The 14,266-nt window shown below is 71.5% G+C and carries 14 protein-coding genes; 6 read left to right on the top strand and 8 right to left on the bottom strand.

Translation table 11 applies throughout. The features are described from left to right. Positions 1–2: 2 nt before the first annotated feature. Positions 3–1,280, bottom strand: a complete 1,278-nt coding sequence (locus tag IEZ27_RS13935) for a Gfo/Idh/MocA family protein (RefSeq protein WP_189647558.1) — start codon at positions 1,278–1,280, stop codon at positions 3–5. 93 nt (positions 1,281–1,373) lie between these two features. Between IEZ27_RS13935 and IEZ27_RS13940 the strand changes: the two genes are divergently transcribed. Next, positions 1,374–2,543 carry an ROK family protein gene (locus IEZ27_RS13940; protein WP_189647559.1) on the top strand — a complete coding sequence of 390 codons (1,170 nt, stop codon included), beginning with the start codon at positions 1,374–1,376 and terminating at the stop codon, positions 2,541–2,543. A 4-nt stretch (positions 2,544–2,547) separates the two neighbouring features. On the opposite strand, the gene IEZ27_RS13945 is transcribed toward IEZ27_RS13940, so the two are convergent. Continuing rightward, positions 2,548–2,787, bottom strand: coding sequence for a hypothetical protein (locus tag IEZ27_RS13945; RefSeq protein WP_189647560.1), 240 nt, complete (start codon positions 2,785–2,787; stop codon positions 2,548–2,550). A 370-nt stretch (positions 2,788–3,157) separates the two neighbouring features. Here IEZ27_RS13945 and IEZ27_RS13950 point away from each other — a divergent pair, with 370 nt between their 5' ends. From IEZ27_RS13950 to IEZ27_RS13960, 3 genes are all read left to right on the top strand, one after another. Further along, positions 3,158–5,017 (top strand): acyltransferase domain-containing protein, encoded by a 1,860-nt coding sequence (locus IEZ27_RS13950; RefSeq protein WP_189647561.1) that lies wholly within the window; start codon positions 3,158–3,160, stop codon positions 5,015–5,017. A 162-nt stretch (positions 5,018–5,179) separates the two neighbouring features. Continuing rightward, the gene (locus IEZ27_RS13955; RefSeq protein ID WP_189647562.1) at positions 5,180–5,506 is read left to right on the top strand and encodes a hypothetical protein; all 327 of its coding nucleotides are present in this window, start codon (positions 5,180–5,182) and stop codon (positions 5,504–5,506) included. 238 nt (positions 5,507–5,744) lie between these two features. Continuing rightward, positions 5,745–6,857 carry an ABC transporter substrate-binding protein gene (locus IEZ27_RS13960; RefSeq protein ID WP_189647563.1) on the top strand — a complete coding sequence of 371 codons (1,113 nt, stop codon included), beginning with the start codon at positions 5,745–5,747 and terminating at the stop codon, positions 6,855–6,857. A gap of 37 nt (positions 6,858–6,894) precedes the next feature. On the opposite strand, the gene IEZ27_RS13965 is transcribed toward IEZ27_RS13960, so the two are convergent. The 6 genes from IEZ27_RS13965 to IEZ27_RS13990 form a co-directional block, all read right to left on the bottom strand. Further along, on the bottom strand, positions 6,895–7,332 hold the full coding sequence (locus IEZ27_RS13965; RefSeq protein ID WP_189647564.1) for a GbsR/MarR family transcriptional regulator: 438 nt from the start codon (positions 7,330–7,332) through the stop codon (positions 6,895–6,897). Then, positions 7,332–8,189, bottom strand: a complete 858-nt coding sequence (locus IEZ27_RS13970; RefSeq protein WP_189647565.1) for an alpha/beta fold hydrolase — start codon at positions 8,187–8,189, stop codon at positions 7,332–7,334. The genes IEZ27_RS13965 and IEZ27_RS13970 overlap by 1 nt, the downstream gene beginning before the upstream one ends. 104 nt (positions 8,190–8,293) lie before the next feature. Then, positions 8,294–8,833 (bottom strand): DUF1062 domain-containing protein, encoded by a 540-nt coding sequence (locus IEZ27_RS13975; RefSeq protein WP_229823964.1) that lies wholly within the window; start codon positions 8,831–8,833, stop codon positions 8,294–8,296. A gap of 302 nt (positions 8,834–9,135) precedes the next feature. Then, positions 9,136–11,166: an alkyl/aryl-sulfatase gene (locus IEZ27_RS13980; protein ID WP_189647567.1), complete on the bottom strand. Its 2,031-nt coding sequence runs from the start codon at positions 11,164–11,166 to the stop codon at positions 9,136–9,138. Positions 11,167–11,305: 139 nt separating this feature from the next. Continuing rightward, the gene (locus IEZ27_RS13985) at positions 11,306–11,755 is read right to left on the bottom strand and encodes a cupin domain-containing protein (protein ID WP_125634214.1); all 450 of its coding nucleotides are present in this window, start codon (positions 11,753–11,755) and stop codon (positions 11,306–11,308) included. Positions 11,756–11,859: 104 nt separating this feature from the next. After that, the gene (locus IEZ27_RS13990; RefSeq protein ID WP_189647875.1) at positions 11,860–12,255 is read right to left on the bottom strand and encodes a RidA family protein; all 396 of its coding nucleotides are present in this window, start codon (positions 12,253–12,255) and stop codon (positions 11,860–11,862) included. A 132-nt stretch (positions 12,256–12,387) separates the two neighbouring features. Here IEZ27_RS13990 and IEZ27_RS13995 point away from each other — a divergent pair, with 132 nt between their 5' ends. After that, positions 12,388–13,374: a helix-turn-helix transcriptional regulator gene (locus tag IEZ27_RS13995; protein ID WP_189647568.1), complete on the top strand. Its 987-nt coding sequence runs from the start codon at positions 12,388–12,390 to the stop codon at positions 13,372–13,374. Positions 13,375–13,423: 49 nt separating this feature from the next. Continuing rightward, positions 13,424–14,233, top strand: coding sequence for an NAD(P)H-binding protein (locus IEZ27_RS14000; RefSeq protein ID WP_189647569.1), 810 nt, complete (start codon positions 13,424–13,426; stop codon positions 14,231–14,233). Positions 14,234–14,266: the final 33 nt, after the last annotated feature.

Consider the following 14,266-nt stretch of genomic DNA (forward strand, 5'->3'; position numbering starts at 1 on the left):
TGTCACCTTTCAAGGGGGGAGGGCTCGGGGAGAGTGATCACCGTGCCGGACAGGCGGGCGCGCTCGGCCGCCCAGACCACGCGGTGCGTGGCCAGGCTCTCGTGACCGCTGGAACTGATCTTCGTCGGGTCGCCGCTGGCCACGGCGTCGAGGAAGGCGTCCATCAGGCCGTCGTCGCCGCCTCCGTGGCCGCCGGCCATCGAGGCCCCGGGGCCGGCCTGGGTGTCGATCACCGTGATCCTGTCGGTGAGGAAGTCGTGCAGGCGCAGGTGCACGCCGTCGCCCTCGATGGAGCCGTGCGTGCCGAAGACGCGGGTCTTGCGGTGCTCCAGGGCGGCGAAGGCGGTGACGGTGAGCGAGGCGGTGGTGCCGTCGGCGAACTGCAGGTTCACGACCTGGCTGTCGACCACGTCGTTGTCGCAGGCGAACACGCACCTGCCGTACGGGCCCTCGCGCAGCGCGGTCAGCACGCCTTCGGTCGTGTGGTCGGTGGTGACCGCCGACAGCGGCCACCATTCCTTCTCCGGGTCGCCGAGGCAGCCCAGGTAGAGGCGCCTGGCCGAGTACGGGCAGGTGGCCTCCACCGGGCAGTCCAGGCAGTTGTCCGTGGCGCCGGCCGGCGCCTGCTCCTTGCGGAAGTAGACGAGATCGCCGAAGGAGGACACCCGTTGCGGCAGACTGCCCTTGATGTAGGCCATCCAGTCGAGGTCGTGGCAGGCCTTGGCCAGCAGCAGCGGCGCCGACTCCGCCTCGTTGCGCCAGTTCCCGCGGACGAAGGAGTGCGCCTGGTGCCACCAGCCGACCTGCTCCAGGTGCTGGATGTTCATGATCTGGCCGACGGCGCCCTCGTCGATCAGCGACTTGAGGGCCCGGGTGTAGCGCGTGTACCTCATGACGTGGCAGACGGCCAGGAGGACCCCGTTGCGTTCGGCGGCCTCGGCGATGCGGCCGGCCTCCGCCTCGGTCGGGGCCATCGGCTTCTCCAGCAGGATGTGGTAGCCGAGGTCGGCCGCGGCGACGGCGGGTTCGACGTGCATGCGGTCCTGGGTGCCGATGATGATGGCGTCGGCCAGCTTGCCCGCCGCCAGCAGGTCGGCCCAGTCGGCGAAGACGTTGGCGGGCGCGATGCCGTGCTCGGCGGCGAAGGCGGCGCGGCGGCGCGGATCAGGTTCCGCGACGGCCACGATCCTCGCCCGCCCGCTCGTCAGGGCTCGGCGGGCGTAGATGATGCTTCGCAGCCCAGCGCCTGCCACGGCGAGCGTGACGTCGGGTTCCGACATCGATGTCCTTCCGGTTTGCCACTTAGTAATTAAAGCTGTTTTTATTAGTCCCTGTTTGTATTGGTCGCCAGGCAGCACTGTCAAGGGGGGTCCATGCGGAAGGTCGCGCTCCAGGGAAGCGACGCACATCGCTTGCGGCGGATCAACATGATCGCCACGTTGCGGGCGGTCCGCGCTGCGGGCGTGGTCCCGCTCACCGACCTCGCCCGCCGCGCCGGGCTGTCCAGGCCCACCGTGGAGGGCCTGGTCGAGGAGCTGTACGGCCAGGGATGGCTGGAGGAGGTGGCGCCCGAGGCCGGCCAGATGGGCAGGCCCGCCCGCCTCTACCGCTTCCGGGCCGCGACCGGCTACGTGATCGGCGTCGACATCGGATCGTCCAGCGTCCGCGCCCAGGTGTGCGACCTGGAGGGCAACGCCGTCGGCCTCGGCTTCACCCGCGTCCACGCCGACTACGGCAGGGCCGAACGGCTGGCGGCCGTACGCGCGACGATGGCGGCCGCGCTGCGGGAGGCCGGCGTCACCGAGGACCAGGTGTTGTCGGTGGCCGTGGGCACCACCGGCGTGGTGAGCGAGTCCGGCACGGTCCGCCTGTGCGTGGGGCTGCCCGAGTGGACGGGCCTGGACCTGGCGGCCGAGGTCGGCCGCGACTACCGCTGCCGGATCCTGGTGGAGAACGACTGCAACCTCGCGGCCCTGGCCGAGCGGTGGGCCGGCGTGGCCCGCGAGGTCGACGACGTGCTGTTCGTGTTGTCGGGCGTACGCACCGGCGCCGGGATGCTGATCCGCGGCGAGCTGCACCGCGGCGGGCGCGGCATGGCCGGGGAGATCGGCGCGCTGCACCTGATCGGCTGGCACCGCGCCCCCGACCACCTGGCGCGCTTCGCCCCCGACGCCGCGCCGGAGGAGGTGGCCGGGCTGGTCTTCGCCGCGGCCAGGGAGGGCGACCCCGCCGCCCGGTGGGCGATCGAGCAGTACGCGCACGACCTGGCCGAGGGCATCGCCGCCATCGTGCTGACCGTGGACCCCGACCTCGTGGTGGTGGGCGGCGGCGTCTCGCGCTCGGGCGACGTGCTCATGGAGCCCCTGCGGCGGCACCTGGACCCGCTGTGCCTCGAACCGCCCGCCGTGGCGATCTCCACGCTCGCCGACCAGGCCGTGGTGCTCGGCGCCGTACGGCACGCGCTCAACCACGTGGACGAGCTTCTCTACGACGTGGATCTCCCTCTTGACCTGACCCTCTTCAGGCAAGATATTAAACCTTGATTAATTAGTAACTCGGGCGCCCGACCGTCACCTCCCAAGGAGTCCTGGCCACCCACTTCGGCCAGGGCCAGGGCATCACCTCCCTCGACGTCCAGACCTGGAACGGCTCCGCCTGGGTGACCCAGGCGGCCGGCGCGGCGATCACCTGGGCGAGCAACACCGCCACGGTCGAACGCCGCTCGGTGCCGCTTCCCGCCCCGTCACGACCACCCGGGTCCGCCTGGTCGTCAAGGCCGCCAACCACACCTGGGGCAACCTGTCCGCCGGCGAGATCACCACCCGCTGACCCCCTGCGAAGGCCGCGCCGGCCCCCGAACCCGGCGCGCCCTTCCGGGCGATGCCATACGGGCGCGCGAGCGGAGGGCGGTTGATGATCGCCGTTATGAGGAACGCCGCAAAGGCCGCATTTCGCCATTACAAGAGGTGAGGGCGGCTATAGGCGAGTTTCTCCGGCGATAGGGTGACGTGTCGCGATGGAACGACTACTCATGGTGTGCGAGCGGTATCAGTCGTTCGGCCGAACGGGCCGGCGATGAGGTACGGCAGCTCTCATGGCCGTACCCCATGCCGGTCCTTCCTTGTGTGTCGCGAAGCCCGCTCCAGGAAGGGGCTGCATGCGCAGCAAAGTCGTCGCGGTATTCCCGGGCAGCGTAGCCATTCCCCCCTCAGGCGCACTGACGGCCCTCGCCGCCGATACGCCGGCCGTCCCGGCGCTCCTGTCGGAGATCGACGCCGTCGCCGCCGAGTACGGCGCCTCGCAGGTCGGCGCGTACCTCCTCACGCCGGACGCCCCCCGCCCGCCCGGCCCCGAGGCCCACTATCTGGCCTTGATGGCGGTGTCGTCAGCCACCTTCGACGCCCTGGCGCGGGAGGGCCTCCAGCCGTACGCGCTGGTGGGCCAGGGGCTCGGCGAGCTGTGGGCCCTGGTGGCGGCCGGCGTCCTGAGTGTGCGCGACGGCGCGCGCCTGGCGTGCGAACGCAGCCGCGCGCTGACCGAACTGGGCTGGGACGGCACGATGATGCCCCTCGGCGTGTCCGCCGTACGCGGACGGCACCTGGTCGGCCTGCTCGACCATCCCGATCTCGTGGTCGGCTGCGACAACAGCCCGCATCAGTGCGTACTGTCCGGGCCACGAGAGGTGATGCCGCTGGCGGCACGAATCGCCGAGCAACTGGGCTGGACCACCACCGACCAACCGCACCGGACAAGCGCGGAGCAGCAGGGCTGGACAGGTGGGGAGCTTCAGGCGCCGCACCCCGCTCACACGCCCGCCGTCGCCGCCGCGGCCACCGGCCTGAGACGCCGCCTGCGCGGTGTCGAGGCGGCGGCGGCGCGCTGGCCGGTGTTCTCGCCGACGTTGCGGCGCATGCTCACCGCGGACGACGACCCGGTCGCCGTGACGGCCAACGCCATGGTGGTCACCGTCCACTTCCACCAGGCCATCACCGTGCTGTCCGCCCGCGGGGCCGAGGTCTTCGTGGAGTGCGGGGCCCGCGAGGACGCCGCCGAGCTGGTCCGGGCCATCGTCCCCACCGCCACCGTGAGCTCCCCGCTCGCCGACGGCCGCTGGCCCCCATCCCCGAACGGCTCCACCCCACCCACCTCAGCCCGAACCGTCCTGGCCCCGACCGCCCTGGCTCCGACCGCCCTGGCTCCGACCGCCCTGGCTCCGACCGCCCCGGCTCCGACCGCCCCGGCTCCGACCGCCCCGGCCCCAATCGCCCCAGCCCCGGCCGTCCCTCCCCTCAACGGTCCCGCTCGCAACGGCCCTGTGCCCGCGCCGGACGGCGCCGATCTCGCCCCCGGCCCGAAGGGTCACTCCGGCCGGCGGGGGAGCGACGGGGGCGAGGTGGCCGGCCTTGAGCAGGTGATGCGGCTGCGGCTCACGCCCGCGCCGCCCCTCTTACCGGCCCCCGACCGCGCCCTTCCTCCCGCGACGCTGCTGTTGTGCGGGCACACCGACGCCGCGCTCCTGCGGGCGCTGACCGACGACCGTGACGACGTGGTGGTGGCCGACGCCGACACCATCGACTGGAACTGGCTCCCGCTGACCCCGCGGCACCTGCGGGTCGTGGCCCGTCCCGGGCCGGGCGCGGAGCTGGTGCACGAGACCATGTTCGCCGCCGCGGTCCGCTTCCCCCAGTTGCGCAGTGTCGCCGCGCTCGTCATGGACGCGGTACGCGAGGAGGTGGTCCCGGACCCGGTCGCCGCCCTGTTCACCGGGACCATCCGGCCACTGGCCGCCGAACTGCCCGGCTGCGCCTGCGTCGCGGTCGCGGCCGGGGACGTGGAACTGCCCGCCGCGCTCGACGCGCTGGCCGCCGAGCTGGAGGCGGCCCCGCCACTGCTGACCGCCGTCTACCGGGGTTCACAACGACTGTTGTACGACCTCGCCCCCGCCATCCCCGTCCCCGGCGAGCGCCCATGGACGGGAAGCGGCCGGTCACGCCCGTCGGCGGCAGGCACCGCGTGACCGGTACGCGCCATCCGTCCGAAAGGCGGCTACCAGCCCCTTCTCAACCCCCGGCAGCAACGCCACCCGGCGATCCGGCGGGACGGAGAGTTCCCTCCTGGCCACTCTTTGCGTACGCTCTATGACGCAAAGTGACATTCAACTACTTCTCCAGGAGGGGCAATGCTCAGGACCAAGCAGGTCGCGGCGGTCGTCGTCGGAGCCGTCACGCTGCTGTCGCTCGGGTTCACCGCGCCGGCGTCGGCCGCCACCGTCCTCGACTGCGACACCTTCGTGCACAACAACGACAACTACCTCGGCATCGCGATGTGCAGCAATCCCACGGGCCAGACCTGGCGCTTCCGGGCCGTGGTCACCTGCGGCTGGGCGCCCGACGTCGTAGGGGAGTGGGTCACCCTCGCGCCGGGCGGCTCCGGTCAGTCGCAGGGCGTCTGCGGCCGGCTCGGCTCCGGCGTCGGCGCCGTGGGCGTCGACGAGCGGGTCGCCTGAGCCGAAGAGGCCCGCACCGAACGACCGGCCCCTGATCACGATCGTGGTCAGGGGCCGTTCCTGTGCGCGGACCGTCGATCGCCGGACCGTCGATCAGCGGACCGTCGATCACCGGACCGCGCGGCGGAACGGCCTTCCTCGGCGTGACCGCCGAGGAAGGAACCCACTTCAGCGTGACCGCCGAGAAGGGATCTTCGCGGCATACTGCAAGGAATCACCACACGGGAGACGCCAACGTATGAACACCCCACCACCACCGCCGGGTACGGGCCGGACCGGCGGACCACCTGTACGGATCGGCGCTCTCGCCCCGCTGACCCGCCCCGGCTGGGTCGAGGCGGGCCGGCACCTGCTCGCCGGCCTCGAACTGGCCGTCCGCGACGTCAACGACACCGGCGGGATCGCCGGACGGCCGCTCGAACTGGTGGTCCGGGACACCGCGGCGGATCCGCTGAGGGCCGCGGCGGCCGTGGACGAGCTGGCCGGTCTCGGTGTGGCCGCCGTGGCGGGGGAGTACCACAGCGTCGTCGCCCGCGCCGCCGCCGCCAGGGCCGACGCCCTCGGGTTGCCGTTCCTGTGCTCGTCGGCGGTGCTCGACGCGCTCACCGAGCAGCCGACGGAACGGGTGGCGCGCCTCGCCCCCGCGCAGTCCCGGGGCTGGCGGATCTACGCCGACTTCCTCCTCGGCGCGGGCCACACGCGGATCGCCGTGGCCGCCCAGCCGAGTGTCTACTGGGCGTCCGGGACCCGCATCCTGCGGGACCACCTCGCCGTACGCGGCGGCACCGTCCTCGAACTCGACATGGGCACGCTCACCCCCGAGGCCGTGTGCGACGAACTCGCCGGCGACGGCGCGACGGCCCTCCTTCTGCTGGTCGGGCATCCGGAGCCGGCGGTCCCGATCGTCGAGTGCGTCCGCCGCGACCGGCGGCTCGCCGGGATCCTGATCGGCGCGCCGGCCGGGCAGCCGGAGTTCGCCGAATGGGCGGAGTTGCTGGGCGACGACGGCGCCGCGATCCCGTTCCTGCGTTACCTGCCCGAACGCCTCGGCCCGTTCGGGGCCCGGGTCGAGACGGCCCTCCGCGAACGGCTGGCCGAATCGCCGTCCTTCGTCGCCTTCGAGGGCTACGACACGGTCGCCGTCCTGGCCGAGGTGCTGCGTTCCCACGGTACGGACCGGGATCGCGTCGCCGAAGCCTGGCCGCGGGTCGCGGTCGAGGGCACCCGCGGGCAGATCCGGTTCTCCCGTACGCCCGGCATCGGCGTCTGGCAGTGGGCCTGGCCGCCGATCCAGGTCGTCGAACGGGACCCGGCGCGGCCCGGCCATTTCCGGGTCCTTCACACCGGCTGAGAGGTTGATCCCGGCGGCCGGAGCAGACCGGTCGGGCTCAGGTCTGAGTGTGTCTGCGGAGCATCTGTTCGCCCGCCTCGACGTACGCGGCGAAGAGGTCCGTGACGTCCCGGAGGCGTCGTGCGGCCCGGTCGTCGTCCGTGAGTTCCTGCGCCGCGCGCAGGGTGCGGATGAACGCGCGGGCGCGTACGTGGCTCGCGGACAGGAGCTGCTCGAACCCGCCGGCGGCCTCGACGAGCAGGCGGCGGCTGCCGGGCTGGGCGATCGTCCTGGCCAGCCCCCAGGAGACCAGTTCCCGTGTCGAGGTGCTCACGGCCCCCGCGCTGAGCGCGAGGTCGGCGCGCAGGCGTTCGGACGTGGACGGCTCCCCGCGCAGCAGCAGATACCCGTAGACGCGGCCGGTGGCCCGTGGCAGGTTCCAGGACGCCAGCGTGTCGCCCATCGCGTCGACGAACCGCGTCTGCTCCTCGTCCATCACCCGGCGCTCCGCTCGTCGCGGGCATCGTCGCGGGCGTCGTCGCGGGCGTCGTCGAGCCGCCACTGTTCCAGCAGGCGCAGGAGCGCTCGCGAGGTCGCGTCCGGGGCGTCTAGGGTGACGACATGGCCCGCGCCGGGGACGACCTGCTCGAAGACGCCTTCCGCCCGTGCCCATCGCGGCATCGCCGCGGCGATGTTGCCCGCACGGTCCTCGGCCCCCCTGATCAACCCCAGGGGCACCGGCGTACGGTAGGCCGGGTCGGGCGAGACGAGCGAGACGGTCGCGCGCCAGACGTCCAGGAAAGCGGCTTTCGGCATACGCCTGAACGTCGCCTCGATCCGCGCGACGGCCTCGGGCGAGACGGCGGAGGCGCGTGCCATGAGACCGGGCAGTCCGGCGGCCGGGATCAGCCTGAGCATGGGGACGGACAGGCCGAGCCCGAGGCGTTCGACGCCGCTCAGCGGGCCGGTGTTCCAGGTCGAGTCGAGGACGGCGAGCCCGCCGGCCCGTCCCGCGTGCTCGCGTACGAACGTCTGGGAGAGATTGCCCCCGAGCGAGTGCCCCACGAGCACGGGACGGTCGAGTTCGAGCTCGTCGAACAGGGCGGCCAGGTCGGCGAGCGCGCCGGCCGCCGTGAAGCGCGCGCCGGGGTGCAGCGCGGACTCGCCGTGTCCCCGCAGGTCCCACAGGACCGTACGGTGTCCTGCCCGCCCGAGGGCGTCGGCCTGGGCCTCGAACATCGTGTGGTCCATGCCGGCGCCGTGCGTGAACACCACCACCGGGCCGTCCCCGCCCCTGTCGGCGAATCGGAGCTCCGCGTCCGGACGGCGCAGATTGCCGGCTAGTTTCACCATTCTCTGAATATAGTACGTTTTGTCCCGGCGGTGCTCGTCGGGCCGGGCGCGTACGGGCCGGAGGTTCTCAGCCTCCGGCCCGCCCGACAGCGGCTACGTGCCCGCTAGTCGGCGGCGATCACCATGAAGGTGAACCCGGTGCTCGTCGGACGATGCAGCGGGATCTCGCACTTGACCCGGCGTAGCACCTCGTTCCTGCTGAGGCCGAGTTCCCGCGCGATGAGCCGGTCCGGGCGCACCGGCACCGGATCCTGGAACGTGACCTCCACCTGGACCGGCCACGCCTGGTCGAGCCAGGCCGACGGCGTGTCCAGCCGCCAGACCCCCTTCCAGTCGAGGGTGAAGCGGTTGCGCCGGGCGAGCAGCGGGTCCACCAGCCTGGACGCCACCAGCTCCGGATCGTTGGCGTGGTAGCCGTCGAGCTCGACCGGATCGAAGGACCTGACCGGCGCCCGATCGTGCAGGGTGAGCTTGCTCGTACGGTCGCAGGACACGCAGCGGACCAGCAGCCACACGTCCAGCAGCTTGCCGTTGGCGTTGACGCGGAACCTGCCCTCGCCGACGGTGGCGGACCGCGACCGGCAGTCCACGCACCGCAGCGACAGCAGCGGCAGCCCGGTCCGGCGGACGACCCAGGGCAGCACGATATGAGGTTGTGAAGACATGATCTCTCTAGACCTGACACGAGACCGATTACGCGCGGCCTCAAACGCTGTATGACCGGGCGCACGCGGGCAGCCCGGCGGAACCGGCGGCGACGCCGGTCTGAAGGTGAACGGAAGAAAGTGTCAGGTCTGAAGAGCAGGCGGGGTCACGCGGGTATGTCCTCTGTCCTCACTGCGATGGGCGGCAGACAATCTAGGGGAACGCGAAAGGGACGTTCAACCGGTTTTCCCGCGCCACGAGACCGTCGCCGCGCCGTCGTCGCGGCGTCGCCGCCGGGACGTCAGGGCAGGGTGAGGGGGAAGGTCGGCTCGAAGGACTCCAGCAGGGCGTTCAGGTCGGAGATCGGCTTGATCGTCCCCTGGAGGACGGTCAGGTCGGCGGGGCCGAGGTCCTTCGGGGCGGTGCCGAGGGTCCAGGCGTTGACGCCGGCGCGGGTCATGCGGTAGACGGCGCTCGGCGGGTCGTCCCGGGTGGCCGCCGGGCTGAGCTGCGTGCAGACCAGCACACCGTTGCGTACCCGCAGGTCGAGGTCGGCGTCGCCGCCCTCGACCGTCGGGTCGTCGGTGACGTGGATCTGGATGAACGGCGGCTGCGGCACCTTGGCGGCGGCGGGACCGTCGAGCCGGATGCCCATGTAGTCGAAGACCATGTCCAGCGGCATCGCGTCGATCACGTCGGGGCTGATGATCGAGTGCGCCTTGGCTTTCTCCTTCTCCTTCTTCTTCCCCTTGGGCGCGGGGACGGGACGCACGCGCAACTCCCACGCCGCCGCGAGGTAGTAGTTGCGCCAGGGGCCGCTCTCGGCCTGGTAGCCGAGCTGCTCCAGGAAGGCGGCCTCCAGCAGTCGGGCGTCCTCGTAGTGCGGGTCGGCGAAGACGACATGGCTGAGCATCTCGACCGCCCACCGGTAGTCCTCGACCGTCGCCGCCTTGTTCTCCCAGATGACCTCGGCCCGCTTCACCACCGTCAGCGCGTCGCCCATCGCGTCCACGTACCGGCGGGCGACCTTCTCCGGCGGCAGCGTGTGCAGGTGGGCGGCGTTGCCGTCGTACCAGCCGAGGTAGCGCTGGTAGACGGCCTTCAGGTCGTGGTTGACGGTGCCGTAGTAGCCGTGGTTGTACCACTGCTTGCCCAGGCTGTCGGGAAGCTGGAGGTCCTCGGCGATCTCGATCATGGTGTAGCCCTTGTTGGCCAGCCGCAACGCCTGGTCGTGCAGGAAGCGGTACATGTCGGCCTGGCTGGTGAGGAAGTCCACGATCTCGGTGCCGCTGTCGCCGGCCGAGCGGGGCCAGAAGTGGCTGGCGAACAGGTACTTGGCGTCCTGGCCGTACAGGTCGATCGTGGCGCGCAGGTAGTTCGACCAGACCTTGGCGTCACGTACCTGGGCGCCGCGCAGGCTGTAGAGGTTGTGCAGGGTCGGGGTGGCGTTCTCCGCCATGCACAGCGCCTGGTAGGCGGGGATGTAGAAGTTCATCTCGGCCGGCGCCTCGGTGCCCGGGGTGAGCTGGAAGGTGATCTCCAGCGGCCCCACGGGAATGGTCAGGCCGTCGAGGGAGGAGTCGATGGTGCAGGTGGGCGTCAGCAGGCTGACGGTGCCGCCCACCGGGACCGCCTTGCCCAGACCGGCGTCCACCTGGCCCTTCTCGCCCCGTGGCAGCAGCGCGCCGTACATGAACTCCGCCCGCCGTGACATGGCGTTGCCGGCGTAGACGTTCTCGCTGACGGCGTGCTCGATGAACCCCTCCGGGGCGAAGATCTTCGCGTAGGCCAGCTCGTCGTCGTCACGGAACAGGCCGCGTACGCCGCCGTAGTGGTCGACGTGGCAGTGGGTGTGGATCACGGCCGCGATGCGCTTGGACTGGCCTCGGTACGAGCGGTACACCTGCATGGCGGAGGCGGCGGTCTCCATGCAGCCGAGCGGGTCGACCACCACGATGTCGTCGGTCCCGGCCGCTTCCAGGAAGCTGATGTTGGCCAGGTCGCCCCCGCGGATCTGGTACACCCGGCCCGGTACGACCTCGTACAGGCCGCAGTTCATGTTGAGTTGCGCGTTGCGGTACAGGCTCGGGTTGACCGTGTACGGGCGGGTTTCGGGAGCCTCCAGGAAGGCGTACGGGCGCAGGCTCCAGACCGGGACCTCGCTGCCCGGCTTGTCCACCTGGTAGGAGGCGTCGAAGTCCACCTTCTGGTCCGGGCCGGCCAAGGCCCACTCGGGGTCGCTCTTCTGGTCCGGGATGGTCCGGGCGACGGCCTCGTTGAGCAGCCGGGTCAGCTCGGTCGGGGGCTGGGGATCTCTGCCGGGAATGGCCATGATCGTGCTTTCCGTCTGGGGTGAGCGGACGCGCGGCCGGTCCGCGGGTCCCCCAGCATCCACCCGCCCCCGCCCGCCGTCACCGGGCCGACGGCGTCCACAACCGGCCACGTCCGGTTCGGGCCCTCCCTGCTTCCGTCTACTTGCGTTCGGCGGGGTGGAAGTCGTAGGGCTTGGAGTCGTACACGTAGTAGACGCAGTCGGCGCCCGGTGCGCACTTGCCCCAGTGCACGGCCTTCGACGGGTAGTACAGGTAGTCGCCCGCGCCGACCCGGTATGTCTTTCGCCCCTTGACGTGCCACAACATGACCCCGGAGACCCCGACGACGTGCTCGGGGCTGGTGTGCCAGTGCGGCGGGAAGGGGGTGCCGGCCTTCAGGGTGAACATGGCCTCCGAGGCCCCGGTCCTCGGGTCACCCTTCAGCTGTACGAACGTGCATCCCTCAAGCCCTTCGCAGGGCGAGCCTCCTTCCTTGTGGCTGTGGTAGACGGTCTGGTCGGGGCGCGAGTCGGCGTACGAACCGGCCGTTCCGAGTGTCATGAGGGCCACCGTGCCGGCCAGGCCGGCCAGGATCATCTTCTTGAGCATGGGCGATCTCCTGCCGCGAGACATTAAGCGGACCGCAGTCCGAGTAGAGTCCTCAAGTTAACGGACTGCGGTCCGATTGGTCAAGCGCCGATCGCCCGGCCGGGTCAGGCGACGGCGGTGCCCTCAAGTTCGACCATCAGGCCGGGGATCGCCAGCCGGGTCACCCCGAGCATCGTGGTGGACGGCGCCACCCCGGCCGCGCCCAGCCGGGCCGCCAGCACGCCGTAGTGCTCGAAGAGCCGGTCGACGTCGGTGGTGTAGACGTTCAGCCGGACGAGGTCCGCGAGGGACATGCCGGCCTCGCCGAGCACCGCCTCCAGGTTGTCGAGGCTCAGCGCCAGCTGTGCCGCCATGTCATCGGCGTGCTGGGGCTTGCCCTCGCCGCTCATCGCGGTCTGCCCGGAGCAGTACAGGGTCCGGGTGTTCCCGGAGACGAGTTCGCCCTGGTTGTAGCCCATCTCCACCGACCATGCCCACGGGTTGACCGCCGTTCGCTCCATTGCCATATCAGCTCCGTTCGAATAGTCGACATCAGGACGTCCGACGGCTCGATGACCGCCGTCGTCGTCATGTGGACAAGCCTCCCGGCAAATCACGACATCTTGTGTCGTGTATGCCTTTAGGGTTTTCGTATGCGTGCCGACCGGTTGGTGTCCCTGGTGTTGCTGCTGCGGCAGCACGGCCGGTTGTCCGCGGCGGCCCTGGCCCGCGAGCTGGAGGTGTCCACCCGTACCGTGCTGCGCGACATCGAGGCACTGTCCGCGGCGGGCGTCCCGGTCTACGCCGAACGCGGACGGCACGGCGGGTTCGCGTTGTTGCCCGGCTTCCGTACCGAGCTGACCGGGCTGAACCACGACGAGGCCCTGGCCCTGCTGGTCGCCGGATCGCGGCGCGGCGCGCAGGCGTTCGGGCTCGGCTCGGCCCTGGCCTCGGCGATGCTCAAGGTGGTCGACGCGCTCCCCGACAGCTACCGGAACACCGCGGCCGGCGCGGCCGGGCGGTTGCTCATCGACCCGGAGACCGATCTCCTCTCGCGCCGGCTGGTGGACGAGGAGGTGCCTGACGCCGTCGCGGCCGAGGTCCTGCGCGCGGTGTTCGCCGGACACCGGCTGCGCATCCGGTACGCGGCCCTCGACCAGGCCCCGCAGTGGCGCACGGTGGACCCGATCGGCCTGGTCACCGTACGGGACCGGGGCTACCTGCTGGCCACGAGGTCCGGCGAGGACCGCACCTACCGGCTGTCGCGGATCTCCGCCGCCGAGGAGCTTCCCGAACCCGCGCAGCGACCGGACCGGGTCGATCTGGACCGCGCCTGGCAGGAACGCGGCACCCGCTTCCGGGCCGGTGGCGACCAGGTCACCGTCCTGGTGCGGATGGACCCGGCGCGGCGGGAGGAACTGGTGGGCACCGCGCTGACCGTCCTCGCCGAGGAGAGCGACCCGGACGGCCGGCTGCGCCTGGAGCTGACCTTCCAGGACGCGCGGCACGCCGAATGGGCGCTGTGGCAGCTCGGCATGGGCGCGGAAGCCCTGTCCCCGCAGTGGTTGCGCACCTCCCTGCGCGACCGCGCCGCCGCCCTCGCCGCCCGGTACGGAGTGCCCGACGATTCAAGTGGATGACGATCTTCCGGTTAAGCTGGAACGGGACGTTCTGCTCAGGAGGTTCGTGATGATCGTGGTGACGGGCGCGACGGGTACGATCGGGCGTGCGCTGATCGGGGAACTGGGTGGCGCGGCGCGGGCCGTCGTGCGGCGTGCGGACCAGGGCGAGGACCTGGGCGAGGACCTGGGCTGCGACTACGTGGTCGGCGACCTGGAGCGGCCGGAGAGCATTCCGGTCGAGCCGGGCGACAGGCTCTTTCTCAACAGCGCGCAGTGGCCGGGCTTCGTGGCGGCCCACCGGGCGGTCGTCGATCACGCGGCGGCCGCGGGCGCGGCGCAGGTGGTGACCGTCTCCGTACGCGGTGTGACGTCGGGCAGCCTGCTCGGATTCGGCATGCACGGACGGGTCGACGACCATCTCAAGGCGTCGGGGGTGCCGTGGTCGATCCTGGCGCCCGTCGGCTTCATGCAGAACCTCGCGGGCGACGTCGACGAGGAGGGACGCATCTTCGGCTCGTACGGCAGGGGCAGGGTCGGCTACATCGACGCGCGTGACATCGCGGCGGTGGCGGCCGTGCTGCTCACGCGTCCCGTGGGGGCCGACGCCACGTACGAGCTCACCGGGCCGGCGGCCTACACCCATGACGAGATCGCCGCCGAGCTCACCCGCGCGTCCGGCCGGACCGTACGGTATGTGGACCTGCCGGTCGAGGAGGCCGCCGCGCGCCTGGAGAAGCGCGGCATGCCCGCCCCCGCCGCCCGTGACCTGGCCGAGCTCATGGCGCAGATCGGGGACGGACGCTGGGCGAGCACGACCACGACCGTGTCCGACCTCCTGGGCCGCCGGCCACGGTCGCTGCGGGAATTCCTCGGGTAGGGCCTGTCTCGACGTCCTGGGCATTCGATCTTG

It is taken from the genome of Nonomuraea spiralis (genome assembly GCF_014648435.1).
GTDB classification, from domain to species: Bacteria; Actinomycetota; Actinomycetes; order Streptosporangiales; family Streptosporangiaceae; genus Nonomuraea; species Nonomuraea spiralis.

What these genes read in the sequence shown, in the direction of transcription:
- IEZ27_RS13935 (WP_189647558.1), bottom strand. Translation starts at nt 1,280, where the DNA reads ATGTCGGAACCCGACGTCACGCTCGCCGTGGCAGGCGCTGGGCTGCGA.
- IEZ27_RS13940 (WP_189647559.1), top strand. Translation starts at nt 1,374, where the DNA reads ATGCGGAAGGTCGCGCTCCAGGGAAGCGACGCACATCGCTTGCGGCGG.
- IEZ27_RS13950 (WP_189647561.1), top strand. Translation starts at nt 3,158, where the DNA reads ATGCGCAGCAAAGTCGTCGCGGTATTCCCGGGCAGCGTAGCCATTCCC.
- IEZ27_RS13955 (WP_189647562.1), top strand. Translation starts at nt 5,180, where the DNA reads ATGCTCAGGACCAAGCAGGTCGCGGCGGTCGTCGTCGGAGCCGTCACG.
- IEZ27_RS13960 (WP_189647563.1), top strand. Translation starts at nt 5,745, where the DNA reads ATGAACACCCCACCACCACCGCCGGGTACGGGCCGGACCGGCGGACCA.
- IEZ27_RS13965 (WP_189647564.1), bottom strand. Translation starts at nt 7,332, where the DNA reads ATGGACGAGGAGCAGACGCGGTTCGTCGACGCGATGGGCGACACGCTG.
- IEZ27_RS13970 (WP_189647565.1), bottom strand. Translation starts at nt 8,189, where the DNA reads ATGGTGAAACTAGCCGGCAATCTGCGCCGTCCGGACGCGGAGCTCCGA.
- IEZ27_RS13980 (WP_189647567.1), bottom strand. Translation starts at nt 11,166, where the DNA reads ATGGCCATTCCCGGCAGAGATCCCCAGCCCCCGACCGAGCTGACCCGG.
- IEZ27_RS13985 (WP_125634214.1), bottom strand. Translation starts at nt 11,755, where the DNA reads ATGCTCAAGAAGATGATCCTGGCCGGCCTGGCCGGCACGGTGGCCCTC.
- IEZ27_RS13990 (WP_189647875.1), bottom strand. Translation starts at nt 12,255, where the DNA reads ATGGAGCGAACGGCGGTCAACCCGTGGGCATGGTCGGTGGAGATGGGC.
- IEZ27_RS13995 (WP_189647568.1), top strand. Translation starts at nt 12,388, where the DNA reads ATGCGTGCCGACCGGTTGGTGTCCCTGGTGTTGCTGCTGCGGCAGCAC.
- IEZ27_RS14000 (WP_189647569.1), top strand. Translation starts at nt 13,424, where the DNA reads ATGATCGTGGTGACGGGCGCGACGGGTACGATCGGGCGTGCGCTGATC.